At 30.0% G+C, this 19,832-nt stretch carries 20 protein-coding genes and 1 pseudogene; 14 read left to right on the top strand and 7 right to left on the bottom strand.

Annotated features, from left to right (window positions below):
• The first annotated feature begins 142 nt into the window (after positions 1-142).
• Positions 143-916, top strand: coding sequence for an EFR1 family ferrodoxin (locus CDLVIII_RS19255; RefSeq protein ID WP_009171143.1), 774 nt, complete (start codon positions 143-145; stop codon positions 914-916).
• A gap of 134 nt (positions 917-1,050) precedes the next feature.
• Here CDLVIII_RS19255 and CDLVIII_RS19250 read toward each other — a convergent pair whose 3' ends face one another.
• The 3 genes from CDLVIII_RS19250 to CDLVIII_RS19240 all read right to left on the bottom strand — a co-directional run bounded on the left by CDLVIII_RS19250 (position 1,051) and on the right by CDLVIII_RS19240 (position 4,209).
• The gene (locus CDLVIII_RS19250) at positions 1,051-2,139 is read right to left on the bottom strand and encodes a leucine-rich repeat domain-containing protein (RefSeq protein ID WP_009171142.1); all 1,089 of its coding nucleotides are present in this window, start codon (positions 2,137-2,139) and stop codon (positions 1,051-1,053) included.
• 197 nt (positions 2,140-2,336) lie between these two features.
• A complete protein-coding gene (locus CDLVIII_RS19245) occupies positions 2,337-3,059 on the bottom strand; it encodes a phosphoglycerate mutase family protein (protein ID WP_009171141.1) in 723 nt (240 codons plus the stop codon).
• 517 nt (positions 3,060-3,576) lie between these two features.
• On the bottom strand, positions 3,577-4,209 hold the full coding sequence (locus CDLVIII_RS19240; protein ID WP_009171140.1) for a TetR/AcrR family transcriptional regulator: 633 nt from the start codon (positions 4,207-4,209) through the stop codon (positions 3,577-3,579).
• A 327-nt stretch (positions 4,210-4,536) separates the two neighbouring features.
• Here CDLVIII_RS19240 and CDLVIII_RS19235 point away from each other — a divergent pair, with 327 nt between their 5' ends.
• Both CDLVIII_RS19235 and CDLVIII_RS19230 read left to right on the top strand, forming a co-directional pair.
• Positions 4,537-7,197 (top strand): DEAD/DEAH box helicase, encoded by a 2,661-nt coding sequence (locus CDLVIII_RS19235; protein WP_009171139.1) that lies wholly within the window; start codon positions 4,537-4,539, stop codon positions 7,195-7,197.
• On the top strand, positions 7,198-7,914 hold the full coding sequence (locus CDLVIII_RS19230) for an SWIM zinc finger family protein (RefSeq protein WP_009171138.1): 717 nt from the start codon (positions 7,198-7,200) through the stop codon (positions 7,912-7,914).
• 115 nt (positions 7,915-8,029) lie between these two features.
• Here CDLVIII_RS19230 and CDLVIII_RS19225 read toward each other — a convergent pair whose 3' ends face one another.
• The 3 genes from CDLVIII_RS19225 to CDLVIII_RS19215 all read right to left on the bottom strand — a co-directional run bounded on the left by CDLVIII_RS19225 (position 8,030) and on the right by CDLVIII_RS19215 (position 9,363).
• Positions 8,030-8,347, bottom strand: a complete 318-nt coding sequence (locus CDLVIII_RS19225; protein WP_009171137.1) for a hypothetical protein — start codon at positions 8,345-8,347, stop codon at positions 8,030-8,032.
• Between the two features lie 246 nt (positions 8,348-8,593).
• Positions 8,594-8,815 (bottom strand): BhlA/UviB family holin-like peptide, encoded by a 222-nt coding sequence (locus tag CDLVIII_RS19220; RefSeq protein WP_035301848.1) that lies wholly within the window; start codon positions 8,813-8,815, stop codon positions 8,594-8,596.
• 14 nt (positions 8,816-8,829) lie between these two features.
• Entirely contained in the window at positions 8,830-9,363 is a 534-nt protein-coding gene (locus CDLVIII_RS19215; RefSeq protein WP_009171135.1) for a sigma-70 family RNA polymerase sigma factor, read from the bottom strand.
• 507 nt (positions 9,364-9,870) lie between these two features.
• Between CDLVIII_RS19215 and CDLVIII_RS19210 the strand changes: the two genes are divergently transcribed.
• Both CDLVIII_RS19210 and CDLVIII_RS19205 read left to right on the top strand, forming a co-directional pair.
• On the top strand, positions 9,871-10,410 hold the full coding sequence (locus CDLVIII_RS19210; RefSeq protein ID WP_009171134.1) for a sigma-70 family RNA polymerase sigma factor: 540 nt from the start codon (positions 9,871-9,873) through the stop codon (positions 10,408-10,410).
• Between the two features lie 100 nt (positions 10,411-10,510).
• Positions 10,511-11,077: a hypothetical protein gene (locus tag CDLVIII_RS19205; RefSeq protein ID WP_009171133.1), complete on the top strand. Its 567-nt coding sequence runs from the start codon at positions 10,511-10,513 to the stop codon at positions 11,075-11,077.
• A 150-nt stretch (positions 11,078-11,227) separates the two neighbouring features.
• Here CDLVIII_RS19205 and CDLVIII_RS32620 read toward each other — a convergent pair whose 3' ends face one another.
• Positions 11,228-11,998: a phage tail tip lysozyme gene (locus tag CDLVIII_RS32620; protein WP_009171132.1), complete on the bottom strand. Its 771-nt coding sequence runs from the start codon at positions 11,996-11,998 to the stop codon at positions 11,228-11,230.
• A gap of 414 nt (positions 11,999-12,412) precedes the next feature.
• Here CDLVIII_RS32620 and CDLVIII_RS19195 point away from each other — a divergent pair, with 414 nt between their 5' ends.
• The 9 genes and pseudogenes from CDLVIII_RS19195 to CDLVIII_RS19160 all read left to right on the top strand — a co-directional run bounded on the left by CDLVIII_RS19195 (position 12,413) and on the right by CDLVIII_RS19160 (position 19,734).
• Positions 12,413-12,931 carry a GNAT family N-acetyltransferase gene (locus CDLVIII_RS19195; RefSeq protein WP_009171131.1) on the top strand — a complete coding sequence of 173 codons (519 nt, stop codon included), beginning with the start codon at positions 12,413-12,415 and terminating at the stop codon, positions 12,929-12,931.
• 199 nt (positions 12,932-13,130) lie between these two features.
• The gene (locus tag CDLVIII_RS19190) at positions 13,131-13,973 is read left to right on the top strand and encodes a type II CAAX endopeptidase family protein (protein WP_009171130.1); all 843 of its coding nucleotides are present in this window, start codon (positions 13,131-13,133) and stop codon (positions 13,971-13,973) included.
• Between the two features lie 59 nt (positions 13,974-14,032).
• Complete coding sequence (locus CDLVIII_RS19185) at positions 14,033-14,623, top strand: DUF1349 domain-containing protein (RefSeq protein WP_009171129.1); 591 nt, start codon at positions 14,033-14,035, stop codon at positions 14,621-14,623.
• Positions 14,624-14,664: 41 nt separating this feature from the next.
• Complete coding sequence (locus CDLVIII_RS19180) at positions 14,665-15,600, top strand: hypothetical protein (protein WP_009171128.1); 936 nt, start codon at positions 14,665-14,667, stop codon at positions 15,598-15,600.
• Between the two features lie 166 nt (positions 15,601-15,766).
• On the top strand, positions 15,767-16,927 hold the full coding sequence (locus tag CDLVIII_RS19175) for a hypothetical protein (protein WP_009171127.1): 1,161 nt from the start codon (positions 15,767-15,769) through the stop codon (positions 16,925-16,927).
• A 280-nt stretch (positions 16,928-17,207) separates the two neighbouring features.
• On the top strand, positions 17,208-18,014 hold the full coding sequence (locus CDLVIII_RS19170) for a type II CAAX endopeptidase family protein (RefSeq protein ID WP_009171126.1): 807 nt from the start codon (positions 17,208-17,210) through the stop codon (positions 18,012-18,014).
• A 172-nt stretch (positions 18,015-18,186) separates the two neighbouring features.
• Positions 18,187-18,393 (top strand): hypothetical protein, encoded by a 207-nt coding sequence (locus CDLVIII_RS19165; protein ID WP_009171124.1) that lies wholly within the window; start codon positions 18,187-18,189, stop codon positions 18,391-18,393.
• Positions 18,384-18,584, top strand: a pseudogene (locus tag CDLVIII_RS30850) (ABC transporter ATP-binding protein); the annotation flags it as partial. The gene CDLVIII_RS19165 and the pseudogene CDLVIII_RS30850, both read left to right, overlap by 10 nt.
• Before the next feature lie 181 nt (positions 18,585-18,765).
• A complete protein-coding gene (locus tag CDLVIII_RS19160) occupies positions 18,766-19,734 on the top strand; it encodes an aldo/keto reductase (RefSeq protein ID WP_009171123.1) in 969 nt (322 codons plus the stop codon).
• The last annotated feature ends 98 nt before the right edge of the window (positions 19,735-19,832 follow it).

Below are 19,832 nucleotides of genomic sequence, written 5' to 3'. Positions count from 1 at the left end.
ATTGCTATTATACAATGCAGGATATTTTAGACTTGAAATATTATAAAGTAACTACTGTTATGGAATAAAAACAGGATTTTGCACATATTATTAGAATTAATGCATTAATGGAAAAAATATTTCAAGGATTGGGGGAAAGATCATGGGGAATAGAATTTATTTTTTTACTGGAACAGGAAATAGTCTAAAGGTAACTGAAGAGATAGCGAAGAAGTTACCAGAGTGCAAAATTATAGCCATAAATAGAGGAGTAGAAACTGAAATACAAGGGGATTTTGAACGTATAGGCTTTGTTTTTCCGGTATATTATTGGGGCTTGCCAGTTATGGTCGCAGATTTCTTACGAAAAGCCAATTTCAAAGAGCAAGGATCTACGTATTACTTTGCCATAGCTACATATGGGGGAATGCCAGGCAACGCAATTCCAATGACAGGTTCTTTACTTAAGGACAATGGAATTCATTTAAATTATAATGCTGGAATTAAAATGTTTGGAAATGCTATAACTCATTACAATATGAGCAAAAATGTTGAAAAGATTACTGAAAAATCAAATGAAAAGATGGTATCAATTGTTAATGATATAGAAAATAAGATAATAAAGAAGACAGGCTCTAGTAACAGATTTATCAATCATGTTTATATTAATAAAATTACTAAAATTAATACAATAGATATAGGATTTAACGTAAATAGCAGCTGTACTTCATGTGGCATATGCAAGAATGTATGCCCTGCTAAAAATATAACTTTGGAGGATAACAAACCTGTATTTCATCACCAATGTGAAAGTTGTCTTGCATGTATTCAACATTGTCCAAAGCAGGCAATTAATTATAAGGATAAGACTCAAAAACGAAGACGTTATACTCATCCTCAAATAGGAGCTGAAAAACTTATGCAGTACTACACATAAAAATCATCAAAGTAAATCATAAATCCCAGTAAAACTCATGAAAATGCTTACTGGGATATTTTAATGCATTAAATATTAAAAAGTAGAGATTAAAATTTTTATAATTAGAAAAATTATTTAATTATTGTATATTATTAAGATGCTACAATGATCTGGTTTGCGCTTACCCCACAACCAACTAAAAGCTGTTTTGTTGCTTCACTCTTTACATAAACTTTAACATTACTGCAGCCTTCAAATAGATTAGTTACTATTACAGTATTCAAAGGACCATTCTCATGAGTTTTTATGGTTTGAACACTATTTGGAATTGTTATGCTAGTTAAACTAGTACAGTCTTTGAATGCCCCCATTCCTATGGATGTTAGACCTTCAGGAAGTGTTAAGCTTGTCAAATTAATGCAGTGGGAAAAGGCTGTATTATATATGGTTGTTACACCACTTGGAATAGTTATGTTTTTTAAACTTATACAGTTTTCAAAGGTACTTTCCCCTATGGCTGTTATACTATTTGGAAGTGCTATATTTGTTAATTTAATACAATTAGAAAATGTACCAGAACTTAACAAAGTTAGCCCATTTTGTATTGTTGCATCTGTTAAACTTAAGCAATCAAGAAAGATATCATTACCCATTTTTGATACGCTGCTTGGTATTGTTATATTAGTTAAGCTTCTGCAATCTGCAAATGCATGGTCAGAAATGGTTCTTACACCGTTTGGTATTGTTATGTTTGTTAAAAGTGTACAACCAGCAAATGCACCTGCTCCTATAGTTGTTACTGTACTAGGAATTGTTACATTTGCTGTTTTAGTAGAGGCAAATGCAAAAGCCCCTATACCTGTTACTGTAATATTATCGATCTTGTCTGGAATATTTATAATGCTTTGAGAGCCTAAATATGCCACTATTTTACCTGTTGATCTGCAAAAAGCCCAGTCACCACTTATTGTTACATTTGCAAATTGACCACTACTGTTTAATCCATCTTCTTGGTCAAAAAACATATTACCAGCATTATTTACCATATATCCGTTTGCCTTAAAGTAATATAAACTTCCATCGATTGCTCTCCAGCCTCTAGCCCATGAATTCCCTTCAGTATACCACCAGCCATTGTTATCCTGTTTCCACTCTGCACTTGCGGCTATTGGATTTAATGCTAGGACTGATACCATCAATAATGTACCAGCTAACAATTTTGTTATTTTTGATTTTTTCATATTTACCCCTCCATATTACCCCTAAATTCCAATATAAAATGACAATATATAATATTTTAACATTATTATAAATAAATTTCCATAATATATTAAATTTTGGGAATATAGTATCCAATAAAGCATGCTTTTCTAAAAGGGATTTATAATATAGAAATAGAAATTAAACTAGCTTATGACAATAAGAAGTACTATGTTAATTAAAAATCTTGTTTAAACAATGGTAAATTTGACACCCCATCATATGATATTTGTCCATTGTCAAGAACTGAAAATTCTTTGTATACTTCTAATTCAGCTTTTGTAGCACTTATTTTAGTTATTACCCAAATTGCATCATAATTTTTATCATCATCTTTTTTTGCTTGAGGATTATATCCCCAGCTATTTACAGGTGCTCCTAGTAATTTAGCTATCTTAGTAAGGGATTTATGCTCCCAACACACAAGCACTACTTTATCTTCACCAAATTTGTTAATGTCGTTAACAGCTTGATTGATATCTGACTGTTTGGAGTTTGCTATTATTGGTATATTAAGTGCTTTTGACAGTGGAGTAACTGTTTCAATTGGTCTGTTACTATGTTTATTATTCTTTTGCTTCATAGCTATGATAGCATCCGGTTTACTAATATTATCAGGAAGATGATTCTTGAAGAAATCAGAAAGCTCATTTGCTCTTTTATATCCGTTAGAAGAAAGATCAACATCCTGTACTGAACCATCTGAATTTTCTTTTTCTCCATGACGAATAAGTATGATTTGTCTTGGTTTTAGACTTTTGGTATCATTGCTCTCGTACATAGAACCAGATGATTTCGATTCTGCTACATGATTATTTTGAAAAAAGAACTTCAATCCGCAAGCTACTGAAGCAACAACTATTAAAATTATAATTAAAGTTAATATAGAAGTTTTTTTCATTACAAGACAACCTTCCTTCTACTGTAATGTTCTATAGAATTTAGAAAAATTTTCACATTCAGAATAACAAATAATATAATAATTGTCCATATAAAAAGATATATTATCAGCTTCTTTTAGAATTAAGTAAAGCTCCTAATGATGCTGAATTAAAGAAAAGAGCTATAGAAGCAGGAAATCAATATTATAGTAGAATAAAAACTTACTCAATGGGAAGTATTAGAGGTGCTGTAACTTTTGCAAGAATGAAGACAGTAATAGTCTCATAGATGAAAAGATATTATTGGAAGATATGACCGGAATAGTTATGATATATAAACATTAAAGTAAAATATAATAAAGAGTAACACATCAAAAGGGGAAATGAGTGTTACTCTTTATTATTATATTTATTTAATGGGGTAAATATTTATGAAAAGAATTATTATCAACTTTGTAACTTTATTATAATTGGCTAATGTGTCAGAACAGTGACAAATTTAAATTATAATATGTTGAGATTTAATAACAGCTATATTTACTTTGACTTATCATTGGTATCTTTATAACGAAGTCCATCGCTAACAATGGAAAGTAATTTATTGAACTGTTCTGTATCTAAATCACCTTTACGCTGATCTATAGCTAACAAAAGACTCATTATGAGGGTGATTAAATCTTTTATATCTATATCTTCACGTACAGCCTTGGCTTTCTGAGCCTTGGTGAGAAGAGTGGAAAATGTTGACTGAAAATCCTGCAACACATCAAAATCTGTTATTCTGGTATTTAAAGCATCTTTTAAGGCCTTGTTAGTAAATCCATCTTCTATGATATGTATAAAGAAATTAAAAAAAGCTTCACCTGGATCAATATTATTAATAAGAGACTTAGCTCTTTGTGTAAGTTGCTGTTTATAACTAATATTGACTGCCTCAAACAGTGCTTCTTTGTTCGGAAAATGGCGGTATACTGTACCGATGCCTACACCAGCCTGACGAGCAATTTCACTTATAGGAATTGACGTCCCTTTTTCAGAAAAAATCTTATATGCCGCATCAAGTATCTGCTCTCTATTTTGTTTTGCATCCGCTCGTAAGGATTTTGAATTATTGTCATTAGGCTGTGGAATATTGTCTGTTTTGTTTACAGCGTACTCTTTATTTATCATTCAGATAACCACCTTTCTTTTTTAATTTTACTTCAAAATTTGAATATTGACAACGGAATACAAATTCCGATTAATAAATTAATATTAAAAGGCGATGTTTATAATGAAGTTCCAAATGCTTTTTGAAATGAGAAATTCTATAAAAAATGATTTTTAAAAATTCAAGAATGAGACGTGTGCAATTTATGTTATAATATCAATTAGAAAAATGGCCATATACATTATAAAAAGAGCTTTTATGGCAAAATATAAGATGGAATTACATGGGGATACTTTGTTGTAATTTGGTTATAATTCAAAATATAAAGAATATTAGGAGGACATTTTTTGGATAAGAGTCTTAAAGAACTAATAGCAATTTTTACAGAGGCAGGTTTTAAAATAGATTACGAGATAGCTCCTAAGAAAAAATTATCAGAAGATAATATAAAGAATCAGGAAGTGTGGTATACAAAATTTATAGAAGATAAATATAAGGCATTATGGAACCTTGGTTTTACGAATGAAGAAGAATGGATGTCAGAAACTATAAGTTTTTTATACTTTATAGTAAATAAATTAATAAAAGAGATTTCAAGAAAGCCTGATATAGAGATAACTCGTGAGGATACTGAATTATTTTTGGAATATGAAGAAATTGAAGAAATTAAGAATAGAGTACCTTTTTCAATAGGAATGGAATTTATAAATGATGAATGGATTTCGCAGGTGTGGAATGAAACAGCAGATATATTCAGAAGAGAAATTGCTAAATTTAAAGGTACTGTACAGGAATATCTAATAGAAAGAAATACAAATATAAATGTTGCTGGAAGGGTATTTTTTCACTTAGTTGAAAACAAGGAGGACCATTATCCATTTGCATTTTTGGCTACATATTCAACAGAAAATAAAGAAGCAGGAAGACGTAAAGCTAAACATATGCCTTTGAAAAATGCCTTATTAGAATATAAAGAAGATAAAGAGAAACTTCTTAAGCTCATGGGAACAATAAGTAAGGCAGCAGACAAAAGTGATTTCATATCAAGTCTCATGGAAAGCGGAGAATTATTTTCACCACTTAAATTTACAAAAGATGATGCATATAGCCTTTTGAAAGAGATTCCTATTTATGAGGAAGCAGGAATAATGTGCAGAATACCAAACTGGTGGAGAAAGAAAAATAATTTCCTAAGGATTTCAGTTTCAATTGGTGAAAAAGAACCAGCAAAGGTTGGAATGGATGCATTATTATCCTTTGAACCAGAAATATTCTTTGGAGATGAAAAGATATCTAAGGAAGAGCTTAAAAAATTACTTTTAGAAGCAGAAGGGTTAGCCTTAATTAAAGGGAAATGGATAGAAATAGATAAAGATAAATTAAAAGAAGTATTAGAGGCATATGAAAAGGCTGACACCTTAGCTAAAGCTGATGGATTAACTATTGCAGAGGCCATGCGTATGGAGCTTAATGCAGGAGAAAAACTTGGAATAAATGAAACTTCTGTGGATCTAGAAGTATCAAATGGAACTTGGCTTAAGAAGATACGTGATACTATGAAAAATCCAGATATTTTAAAAGAAAATACTCCAAGTACAAGTTTTAAAGCTTCCTTAAGACCATATCAAAAAACAGGATTTTCCTGGCTTACTTATATGCAAAAATTAGGTTTTGGAGCATGTTTAGCTGATGATATGGGACTTGGTAAAACTGTACAGATTATTGCTTTTCTCGAGAAAATCAGAGTTGAAAGTGGGGGAAAAGCACTTCTCATTATTCCAGCTTCATTAATAGGCAACTGGCAGAAAGAAATAGAGAAGTTTGCGCCTGAAATGAAAATAGCTGTCCTTCATGGAAAAGAAACATCTATAGAGTTAGGTGAAGAAGATAGCCCATTTTTATATATAACTACTTATGGTATGGCAAGTCGTTTAGAAGAAATAAGAGAGATTACTTGGGATATATTGATCTTAGATGAAGCACAGGCTATAAAAAATCCAGGAACAAAGCAAACTAAGACCATAAAGCAAATTAAAGCTAAAACAAAAATAGCAATGACAGGTACGCCTATAGAAAACAGACTTTCTGATCTTTGGTCATTATTTGATTTTTTAGATGCTGGGCTTTTGGGTACTGTTAAAGAATTTACAAACTTTACAAAGACCTTAAGAGAAAATAATAGTAACTATGCAAAACTTAAGAATATTATAAATCCATTTATATTAAGAAGATTAAAGACAGATAAAAGTGTTATAGCAGATCTTCCAGAAAAAATAGAAATAAAAGAGTATGCATCTTTAAGTAAAAAGCAGATCGTGTTATATAATAAACTTGTAAAAGAGCTGGAAGCAAAATTAAATAATTCAGAAGGAATTGAAAGAAAAGGCCTTGTACTTGGAAATATCATAAAATTCAAACAAATATGTAATCATCCAGATCAATATTTAGGACTTGAAGAATATAAGCTAGATAATAGTGGAAAATTTGAGCAGCTTAAAGACATCTGTGAAAATATATATGAAAAGAGAGAAAAAGTGCTTGTGTTTACTCAATTTAAGGAAATGACAGAGCCAATATCAGCATTCCTTGAAAGTATTTTTAATAGAAAAGGCTTAGTACTTCATGGAGGCACTTCCGTTAAGAAAAGAAGTGAAATGGTTGAAGCCTTTAATGGAGAAGAGTACATTCCATATATGATACTTTCGCTTAAAGCAGGTGGAGTTGGCTTAAATCTTACAAGTGCTAATCATGTAATTCATTTTGACAGATGGTGGAATCCAGCTGTTGAAAATCAGGCTACAGATAGAGCTTTCCGTATAGGGCAGACTAAAAATGTAATGGTACATAAGTTTGTAACAAAAGGAACCATTGAAGAAAAAATAGACTTAATGATAGAAGAAAAACAAAAATTAGCTGGAGATATAATAGCTTCATCAGGTGAAAGTTGGATTACAGAGCTTGATAATAAGGAACTTATGGAATTATTTAAGTTAGGTGGTGATAAATAAATGGGATATTACGGTTGGTATAAGCCAGAATCAGCAGCAGATAAAGCTAAAAAGAATCAAAAAAGTCTTGAAAAACTTAGAAAAACAAATCCTCATATATCACCTATAATTATAAGTGGAAATCAGATAGCATCAAAATGGTGGGGAAAAGCCTGGAATAAGAATTTAGAGAATTATGCAGATTTTAAAAATAGAATAAGCAGAGGAAAAACTTATGTAAAAAGTGGTGCAGTGCTTGATTTAAAGATTTCAGAAGGAAAAGTAGAAGCAATAGTTCAAGGAAGCAGTTCAAAGCCTTATAATGTTACAATTTCTATTGATAAGTTAGATAAAAAGAATTGGGAAAAAGTTAAACAGCTTTGTAATAGAAAAATAGATACTTTAGAAACACTTCTTTTGGGGAGTTTTCCTAAAGAATTTGATGAAATGTTTAGTAATTCAAGAAATGGAATATTTCCAAGTCCAAAAGAAATTCATTTTAAATGTACATGTCCTGATTCAGCAAGAATGTGCAAACATATTGCAGCAGTACTATATGGAGTTGGTTCAAAATTAGATGAAGATCCTGTATTATTTTTTAAGCTGCGTGCTATTGATTTTCAGGACCTTCTTAAAAAGTCGATGGAAGATAAAATGCAAAGTATGCTGAAAAATGCAGATAAGAAGAGTGATCGTGTTATAGCCGACGCTGAAGTTTTTGATTTATTCGGAGTATAATAAGAATAAATAGTTAGTAAAAAAGTCAGGAATAAAAAAAATTAAGTTTATTACTAGCTTTGAATATTCAGAATATTTGAAGTAAAATAAACAAAAAGACACTAAAAAGTGCCTTTTAAGAAAAGGTTAATTTGACGTTGCCAGAAATTATAAATTTATAGTCATTTTTTAGTGGGATTAAAGGATTTTTACTGGAGTTAGGTTGAATTTTTATAACTTGTTGTATATCTTGATTAGTATCAATAATAATTACTAGTCCCTTAACATAAGGCTCATTATTTTGAACATTATAAGAAACATTTTCTAATAAGCCAAGATCTTTCAATGAATAAAAGCCTTGTGAATATATTTTAGGTTGAGCTACTGCTGTAATTGTACTTGCAGTAAATAATAAGAATAAAAAAATGGAAGAAGAGGCTATAAATCTTTTCATTATTTTGACCACCTTAAAAGTTAAATTTTATCAAAAGTATATTATTATTATTATTATTATGTGAATTTAAGAAACAAATATTCAATTTTATGCACAATTCAAATCTCACAGTAGTTTAAGACTAATGTAAAATATAATAAAGAGTAACACATCAAAAGGGGAAATAAAATGAGTGTTACTCTTTATTATTATATTTATTTAATGGGGTAAATATTTATGAAAAGATTATTATCAACTGAATGAAATCTAATTAATTTTATTTTTTATTTCACTAATAGTTGAATTTATTGAATCTAAAGTATTTAATCTGTCCGTAAGCTGCTTTATTATCTCTTGATAATTTTTTTCCCTTTCTTCCTGTTTTAGATCCCTAGTTTCCTGTGCTTTTAGTATGTATACTATAAGTACACAGCTAAGCATTACCCAGATTCCCTGAGTTGCAGCGGTTTTTATCAATTCATCCATAATTTCTCACCTCCGTTCTAATTTAATAATTCTTGTCTTAATGTCTCTAAAGCCTTTCTTAGAGATTTATTCACAGCTTGTCTTGTTATCTTAAATAGTTTTGCAATTTCTATATCTGATAATTGTAAATAGAACTTATAAAACATAAGTTCCTTTTGTTTAGGATTTAGTGATGAAATCAGATCGTTAAAAACTATGTCTGAATATTCATCATCTTTTTCATTGCAGTCGATTACATCTAATGTCTCTGCTTCAGATGTAAAAGTCATTGATTCTTTATCTTTAGCTATCTTATGAAATAATGATATAGACTTGTTATTAAGACATTTATAAATGTACATTAATATATCTTTATCCGTATTAAATTTTTGTTCATCTATTACTTTTAAAAGTTCGTATAAATATATGATGAGATCTGTTTCTGCTTCGGGATATTTTAGTTTATAGCTTAGATATTTAATCTTAGAGGTAAAGTGAGTCAAAATATCTCCAAAAACTTCTTGATTGTTATGAAATGTTTTGATATTAGATAATAATAAATTTGTAGGCATTTGGCACCTCCTAAATTCTCTTAAGAGTTCTAATTACCTACTAAAAGCAAATATTTTTTAAATGTGTAAACCTAAAGAATGAAAAAAAGTAAAAAAATGACTAATACAATATGAGATTGTATTAGTCATTTAAATTGATAACTTTAGATGTCAAGTAAATAAGTATTTATATATTTTAAGCATAATTTTTCTGAAGCAGTGAGATCAATTTATGAACATATCAAAATAAAGCATGATATGATTTAATCTTTAATTTAGGATTGAATTAATTACAAATAAGCTAAGCATATCAACTTATTAGATCTAAAGCGATACAATATCCTTATACTAGGAATAACAGCCAAAACATATCTATTATGATTTCTTCTTTAATTTCCATATTATTAAACTTTCTTAACAAATTTTATACACTGTGCACTAATTATTGCCAAAGGATATAAATTCAATAGCATTTTTAAGACATTATTTTTCAAATAACATGTTTTTCATGATTAGGAGGTAAAAAGAATGAATACTAAAATGTATGATGTAATAAAATTGGCACAGATGAGTAATAAAGAGGCTATGCAATTTCTAATTGATAAATTTATGCCTATAATATTAAAGTATCAATATAAGTTAGGATACGCTGAAGCAAGAACAGATTTGATAATAGAATTTATACAAGTAATAGATAAGCTTGATCTATGTAAATTCGATAGTGAAAAAGAGGGAACGTTAGTGGTATATATAAATAAAGCTTTAATTAGTAGACGTATAAATCTATTAAAAAAACATATTATAAATGGGAAGCAGAGCTCAGAAATATGTATTGATATTATTCCAGATAGAGGCGTAAAAGATAATAAATTCGATAATTTTTTAGTAAAAGAAATTCTTTCCAAAGAAATAATTACAGATAAACAAAGGTCTATTTTAATTAATCGATATTTAAGAGATAAGAGTGATGCGGAGATTGCTTTTGACTTAAAAATAAGCAGACAAGCTGTATGTGAAAATAGAACAAGAGCTATTTCAAGAATAAGAGACTATCTAAATGCTGTTTAGTAGAAAATTGATAATTTTTATTTTTTTACATCTGCAATTGAAAAGTTTATAATTATTTTGTTAGTGTCTGGATATTATAATATATGGAAGTGAGGTTATCATGAAAAATTTAAAATTTTGTTTACTATTTTTAATTATTTTTTTAACAGCGTGCTCATCAAATGTTTCTAATGGTACAAATAAATTGGATGATAATACTAATAACTCCAGTCAAGGTCCAACTAAAAGCCATGGTGATACTTCAGAAGAAAAACAGATATCTTCTGACGATAACACAAAAGATGAGGCTTATTCAGAACAGAATATTTCTGAAAAAGTTAAAGAATACATTATTAATGGTCAAGAAGATAAACCAGAAGCAGGAAAAATAAAATGGAGTAAAACATTCCTAAATCGAGTTGATATTAAAAGTTTATATAAGCAATATATAGCTAATGGAGGTAATGCTGATGATGTAGAGAGTTTTGCTATGTATATAACTCTAAATGCACCTATTCCAAAGGATTGGGAAGATCTATTTAAAAAAGATTTATATGACACATATGAGGAAAAAGTCGTTAAATTAGAACCTTTGCAAGATGATTTATACCAAGCCTATGTTATAAAAGAAGGTAAAGAAGTACCTTATGTTGTGGTTTCAGCGAGAACCGGTTATTTTCATGGATAGGACATAATGTTATTATTGAATTAAAAAATAGACAGCAACGTTTTCATTGCTGCCTATTAGAATTAAATATCTAATATTTATGATTTTAAAAAATTAGAAAAAATCAAAAAAAATTATGCTTTAATTCTGTCACGAAAATTTACAAATAATTTATCTTACTCTCAAAACTTGTCCTACATAGATTAGATTGGGATTTGAAATTCCATTCCATGCTTGAAGCTGAGCAACTGTAGTTCCAAATTTTGCAGCGATTCCGCTTAAAGTGTCACCAGATTGAACAGTATAGGTGGTAGTTCCTCCAGAACTTCCAGCAGATACCTTAAGAACCTGTCCTACATAGATTAGATTAGGGTTTGAAATTCCATTCCATTCTTGAAGCTGAGCCACTGTAACACCAAACTTTGCAGCAATTCCACTCAAAGTGTCACCGGCTTGAACAGTATAAGTTGTACCACTAGGTGGTGGAGTAGTTCCGCCTGCAAGGGTACTATACCATTGCTCAGCCCAAACACCTCTTTGAGGTTGGTTGCGGTTAACAGGTCTTTCATAGTTATTTATAAATACTTCTGCCAAATAAGTAGGAGTACTTGTACTTTGAGTGAATTGACTAAAATTCATTGGATAAGCACTTGTTGAATAAAATTGCTGACCATTTTCAAGTTCCCATTGTATTCTTCGGCATTGTGTATCAACTGCCTTGTAATCTAGTCCATTTTGGCTTGCCCAATTAGTAAGAATAGATTTTTGAGTCCACTGTACTAAACCGTATCCGCCACCTCCGCTGATTTCATCTATATCTGCAATAATTCCAGATTCTCCTTGCATGTTTCCAAGCATTCCGCAAATAGAATTACTTGTCCATCCCTTGTTTTTAAAAAAAGAATAAATATATCGTGCATTGTCATTCATGTTTTCTGCCATTTTAATGACCTCCTTAATTTATTTTTAAGGTTATCAGCGCTGCATAACTTTCACTAATAATAACGTTTTGTCTTTAAAATCTGTAAACCACGTTTACTTAAAGAAATTAAAAAGGTGCATTAATCACGTATTCATTTAAGAATCACTTAAAATATAAAAGAGTAACACATCAAAAAGAAAATGAGTGTTACTCTTTAGGAATATATTTATTTAATGAGATAAATATTTATGAAAAATTTATTATCGAATTTCTAGCTTTATTATAATTGGCTAATGTGTCAGTACAGTGACACATTAGATATTTTTTATTACTTTTGTTGAATAAAGTTCAATTTGTAGTTAAATAATATGACTTCTGCAAAGTATGCTATAATCTACAGTAATATAAATAGTAATTTGTGGAGGGGAAAAGTGATGATTAGAGTTGCTACGGCAGATGATATTTTGGAAATAGAAAATATATATAATGAGATCCTGGATTATGAAGAAGAAACAGTGTCTTATACCAATTGGAAAAAGGGGCTTTATCCAACAGCTGATTATGCTAAAAGTGCTATTGATAATAGTACAATGTTTGTTGGAGAAGATGAAAAAGGAATGTATGGCAGTGTAGTGCTTAATAGTGTTAAGCCAAAAGAGTATGATAATATTTCATGGGGAATACAGGCAAAGCCAAGCGAAATCATGGTCATCCATACTTTATGTATTAGGCCGTTTGCAAGTGGAAAGGGCAAAGCAAGAATAATGATGGAATTTATTGAGAAATATGCTAAAGAGAAAGGATATAAAGTTATTCGTCTTGACACTTATGAGGGCAATATTCCAGCTGCGACACTATATCCTAAGATTGGATATCGTTATGTAGGTACAACAAAATTTCATTTTCAAAATGTAATATGGGAAAATTTAAAATGTTTTGAAAAGGCATTATAACATTTAACTCCAATTTGCAAAACCGGCTATAAGAATTATAAAGGTAGATTAAGTTATAACAGAGATTGAATAAAAAGTAATTATATGAGTTTTAAGAAAAATATAAGGTGTAGTTAAGACTAAATGAATATTAAAAAATTATAATTAATTTATATTAGTTTTAAAATTGTAAATAGAAATATGTAGGGAGAAATTAAAAATGAGTATTAAAAGGAGGCTTGATAAATATAAAAAAGTATTATATTTAATTAGTACTTTTTTATTTACATGGATATTTTGGATTATTTCATTTACCTCAAGCAGTTCGCATTTGAATGCAATTTTTCGTATAGTAGGTTCATTAATGCCAAGTATTGTAGCTATAATTTTTACTAACTATTTTTATGGAATAAGAGGATTAAGAGAACTGTTAAAAAAGTTAACTATCTGGAAGGTTAATCAGTTTTTTTATGTTTTTATATTTTTTTATTCTGTAGCATCATTTTATATACCGTCTTTTATCTGCGCCATAGCAGGGGCAGACTATAAAATTCATATAAAAAATCAAATATTTGGTTTTAATCTTGATAATCCTTTATCATTATTAGGATGTTTATTAGTTATCTTAATTTTTGGAGGACCACTTGGTGAAGAACTTGGATGGAGAGGGCTTTTATTACCAACACTTCAAAAAAAGTATACTCCATTATTATCAGGTATAATAGTAGGAGTTATTTGGACTTGCTGGCACATACCAATGTTTTTGTTTAATATTGAGGGATATGATAATTTTATAATATATCTTCTACAAACTATTTCTTTAAGCATTATATATACATGGATTTATAACGGTGTAAGAGGAAGTTTGTTAATTCCAATTCTATATCATTGCATTGATGATTTTATTGCATCTATATGTTTTCCTGAATTTTTAAATTACCTTAATATGTATTCGATTATTTATTGGATAATTCAATTAACCGTCTTATCATGCATTATATTTAGCATAACTGGAAAAACATCAAGTAAATTTCAAAATTTTGATTTTAATAAGATTGGTTAAGAATCACAAATTTCAATTCAAGGTTTGATTAGAAGTTATAATTTATGGAGGAGTTTGTTATGAAAGATTTTTTGAAAGAAGATCTATTTTGGATTAGAAAACCAAATAATATCTGCATTGATAATGAAAAAGTAGAAATAATTACCGAAGCCAGAACTGATCTGTGGCAACGTACTTATTATGAATTTCGAAATGATAGTGCACCAGTATTACAGGCAAAGACAGATGAACAGTTTTTTTCATTTGTTGTAAAGACGGCGTTTAATAGTAAGCATCGTTTTGACCAATGTGGAGTAGTCATATATTTAGATAGCGAAAATTGGCTGAAGGCTTCAATAGAATATGAAAATGAGGAATATCAACGACTAGGAAGTGTTGTAACAAATCAAGGATATTCAGATTGGGCAACAACAGATATTTCTGCATCGATTAAGGAAATGTGGTACAGACTTAACCGAAGAGGAAGTGATTACTGCATTGAGTGTAGCATAGATGGTGTTGATTTCAAACAAATGAGAATATGCCATTTATGTAAAGGTGCAAAAGAAATTACTTTTGGAATTTATGCCTGTAGTCCTGAAGAATCCTCTTTCAAAGCAACTTTCACCAATATGCATATTACAGAATGCAAGTGGCAGGAACATAAATAAATTATATAACACTGTTTAAAATATATGTGGAGGAATTAAAAGTGAAAAAAATAATAGAAATTATCATTACAATTACAGTAGCTATAATATTAGTCGGTTGTTCAAGTGCAGCAGAGAAGGGTTCTAACAATGGAGGCAAATCAAATGTTAATGATACCACTAGTGAAAATACCTCATTAAGTAGTGATAAGGAGTCACAGTCAGAAGATACATCCACCGAAATTAATGATATAAATAATAATGAAAATTCTAAGCTACTTGAAAGCATAGATACTACGAAGAGTCAGTTTGAAAAAGGATATTATGATTATAAGGGCACAATAAATGGTAATATTCCAATTAGAATGAGTCTTTATCCATTGGAAAAAGATATGGTTGGGACATATTATTATGAGAAACATAGTGATGAAATGAAATTAAAAGGAAAAGCAGGAGATAAAAATATTATATTAAATGAATATGATGAAACAGGAAAAAATACAGGTATATTTCAAGGAACGATGAGTACAGTTGACAAAATCGAGGGAACATGGATAAGTGCAGATAATAAAACAAGTTATCCATTTGCATTATCACTTGAAGATATTCTTCCTGGAGCCGAATATGGAAAAAGATATGCTATAGCTGTTTATAACAAAAGTGACCAAGATGTAGAAACTTTCATTAGTGAAATTCAAAGTTATATAGTAAACGATGATAAGGAAAAGTTGGCTGAAGAAATAGCATATCCAATCAATGTAAAAGTAAATGGCCAAGTTATCAAAATTCAAAATAAAGATGAACTAATTGAAAATTATGACCAAATTTTTAATGCAGATTATAAACAAGTAATTAGTAAGGCACCTACCAAGTATCTATTTGTGAATTATAAAGGAATAATGTTTGCTGAAGGTAATATTTGGATTAATGATGTGATGTTTGATGGTAGTAACTCTGAATTAAAAATTACTGCTATAAATAATGGGGTTGGTATTTGAAATTTTATCGTTGACTTGAAGTGCACTTCATAGTTTATTGTAGAAGACGAGGTGAATGCAAAGTGAACTTGCGGTGTTTGTTTTGCAATAAAACCATTGCGCCCGAACAGGCGTTCTGATATAATATGTCTGAAATTAAAAGTGGAAAAATAAAGGATTGGTTGTTATGAAAAAAGAGAATGAAAATGAAATGTACTTTACTAAATCTCAAAAAAAATTGGATGATAATAATGATCTCCCAACAATTGAATTTCTTGAAGATATAATCTGTGAGTATGATAGCGAAGGCAATGAGGGAAACCTTGCCGAAATGCTTGAGGCACGTAGATTTGAGCAATATCGGTCTGCTGATGCCTCAACCATTGCAGTGAGAAGTGTGCATATCGATGCTGAACGATTTGACAGAGTGCCGGAAGGTAGGTTTAACACTAAGGTTGACGGTGCACATTTTGAGTGCTTTTACCATGCAAGCAAATACGACTATCTCTACGTTGTGCTCGATACCATGCGAGATGACAATACAATTGCTAATGGACCGCTCCCTCGATTCCATAAGTGGTCATGGTTTACATTTCTGAAAGGACATTTGCTAAGTATTGAAGATCCGATGTATTTTGAGTCAGATATCGCTGTCGGTTGGTTCTATGGCACACATGAACGAGATTATCGAGACGCGACGGCAGAACTTGTTATGAGAGTGGCAAGGCATTTAGGTATCCCTAATGAGCATATCATTTTTTATTCAGTTTCTTCAGGAGGAACATCGGGTTTATTCACTGCTGAAAAAATCGCTGGCAGCGTTGCAATAGCATCGAATCCACAACTTGATCTTACGCGTTTTCTTCCAAGTGCACTTGCTAATTTTAAAGAATGTACTGGTATTGATCTTGTCTATGAAAAGCAATATGGAGATGCAGGGCGTGTGGATTTTGCTCATGTTTTATCTAAAAATAGCCTTTCTAAATACTTAGTTATTATAAATTGCCGCTCAAAGATAGACTTTAATGATCAGCTTATACCATTTTGTAAGAAACTTGGTATAACTCCTCATTATGGTCTGCAAAAGGTAGGAAACTTAATTATATGGGTAATAGATGCCCCAGGTCCGCATCCGCATCTATATTATGAAAGTAAGACCATGTATTTCGCTATTGATTTCCTTGCAAAAACATTAGCAGAAGGTGGCGATATAGATAGGCTTAAATCACTATATATAATGTTTAGCGAGTTCTGGCATGAGAAGGCAGGACTGATTGCAGGAGATCCTGAATCCTTAGATGACGCTGATCCAGTAGGAAAGACGTTTGCTGAACAGCTGAAAAGATAATAGTTGTTAAATTAAATAAACTACAGATCCAAAGATCGCAAATTTATTATTAATAATGAATTTGTGATATTTTTTGTTTAATAAATACTACCAGTAATCATAATTTTATTCTTATTTTTAGAATTTAATAGTAACTTATGATACAGGGTTATTGTTTATATAATATTTTATATTTTGAATTTAAAAGCAAAATGTAAAAATAATATAGAAAATTTGTTTTAATTATCGGTAACTTGATAGCAATAATATTAAGATTATCCTTTGTAGAAAAGAGTTAACTATGACTGTTAAGAATTTTATAAGAAAAAATCCTGAAAAAGTATATATTATTACTGTTCTTTTAATTACATGGATTATTACAATTATGTTGTTTATTAATCCTAATATAGGTAAAAATGATTTTGCTTTAATCATGTTCATTCCTGCGATATTAGCTATTATCTTTAATAAGATTACAAATGATCATCAATCAAATTTATTTAAAGACACAACTTTAAAATCAGTATTGTTTGGAATTTTCTACCCAATTGTTTTTATAGGTATTTGCTCATTTATAGCTCAACTTACTGGTGGTGGAAATATCAGTATAAACAAGGAATTCACATTCAAAAGTATTATAATTCTAATAGTGTCTGTAGTTGTCGGTTTATTCTTAGCTTTGGGAGAAGAATATGGATGGAGGGGATATCTACTTCCGAGATTAACAAAAGAGTATGGTAAAACGAAAGCAACTGTAATTGTAGGTGTAGTATGGGGATTGTATCACATTCCTGCTGTTTTTCTTTTGGCAAAAGCAACTGGAATAGGTAATCCATTATTCTTATGTGTTATCCAAGCATTTGCTGCCTTTACATATAGTTTTCCTGCATCTTATTGTTACTATTCTTCAAGAAGTTTATTACCAGTTCTATTTCTGCACTCGGTGTGGAATGTGGTTAACCCTTTGATGCTTGGTGATATTTATACAAACACATCTGGATTGATAAATGGAGATGTAATAAAAATAAATGGAGAAGGTGTACTTGGATGTATTTTAGGTGCAATGATGATTTTCTATTTTATAAGGCAATTCAGAAAAGAGATATAAATAGAAATATTAGTGTTTATAAATTATATAGACATCCAACTTTAAGACTGGGATTATGTGGTAACTTACCAAAATTATAAATATTTTGACTTCGAAAATACTTATAATTTTTAGTCGATATATGAATTTAAAGTTTTAGAAAATTGGTAAATATGTTTATTTAATAAGTCAAATGTTTAATTTAATTATAGCAAGCATAATAGCTGTTCTAACTGTTATAGCATATATTTTATTTCAAGAGAAATATCTTTTCGTAAAAAGTACGAATTTGAAAGATGAGGGGTTAGCAGGAGTTTGCTTGATGGAACAAATTGATATATCAGCTTTAGAAGAGAAATTTGGAAAATTGACAAATGATAATATTAATGTATTACTTTAGCTAAAGGTGTGCAGAGGCCTCGTGATGGTTTCTTTCTAAGGGCAGAAAGTTCTTATAATGTAGCTACAGAAATAGAAAAGCTCGATTTAGAAAGCTCTAGGGGAGTTCCAGTTATAAAGAGTTATGGAGTCACATTATTACATAAGATGTCACATGGCGAAAGCTTCATTACACTAATGACAAATCGTTTTAAAAGAATTATTTTATACAAAATTATGTGTGGAGAAAGTGTTAACTAGTCAACTAAGAAGAATTATCGGATGAAGAAATGCATATTACTATGAGATCTTTAAAAAAGATTTTTGATAGTACCCCCAAATTTAGGGAATGATAAGAATTACCATAGAGTTAAATAGATCAGGAGGAATTAAATTGAAATATAGAAATAATAATTTAGAATTAAATAAGCTTGGATTAGGCTGCGGAGGGATGATAATTGATGATAATAAGTTTGAAAATATAGCAACAATTCATGAAGCGTTAGATTTTGGAATAAATCATTTGAATACAGCAGATTTTTACGGTTATGGAAAGAGTGAAATGGTCATTGGTGAAGCACTTAAAGGTCAAAGGAGAGATAAAGCTTTTATATCAGTAAAGTTCGGTATGCTAGGTGCACCTAATGGTTCAATATATGGTTTAGATGTAAGGCCTCAAACAATAAAAAATTATCTTACTTATACTCTTAAAAGGTTGAATTTAGATTATATTGATCTTTATCAACCAGCACGAATTGACTTAGGAATTCCGATAGAGGAAACAATTGGAGCTATTTCTGATCTGGTTAAGGCTGGTTATGTGAAAAATATTGGGCTTACGCAAGTTGATGCAGATACTATAAGAAAAGCTGATTCTGTATATCCAATAAGTTTTTTAGAGGCGGAATATTCCTTGTTTAATAGGAGTATCGAAAAGGAAATTCTACCAACCGCAAGAGAACTTGGTATTGGCGTAGTTGCATTTGGTGGGCTTGCTCATGGATTACTTAGTGGTACATGGTCAAAAAGCAAACCACATGCATATAATTCTTTCATTCCTTTATTCTTTGAAGAAAATATAGACAAAAATCTTGAACTTGTAGAAGAATTACGCAAAATAGCGGATGAGAAACATATCACTATACCACAACTTTCTCTTGCTTGGCTTTTATCTAAAGGCAATGATATTATAACATTAATTGGTGCTTCAAGAAGAACTACACTTCAAGACTCACTAAAATCTATAAAAGTTAATTTAAGTGAAAATGATATTCAAAGAATAGAAAAAGCAATACCTGAGAATAAAATAGCTGGTGCTAGTTTTCCTAAAAGAGAATTTAGAAATGGTGTAGCAGTTCGGTAGTATATACTGTTTAAAAATTCATATAAGATTTATAAAAACATAATACCCAATATTATTAATTTTACAAATTTTTACGTTAAGACGAAGTTAATTTGGAA

The sequence above is a fragment of the Clostridium sp. DL-VIII genome, from assembly GCF_000230835.1.
In the GTDB taxonomy this organism is placed as follows: Bacteria; Bacillota; Clostridia; order Clostridiales; family Clostridiaceae; genus Clostridium.
Note: the sequence above shows the minus strand (reverse complement) of the source record. Positions and strands in the feature narration are given on the sequence as shown.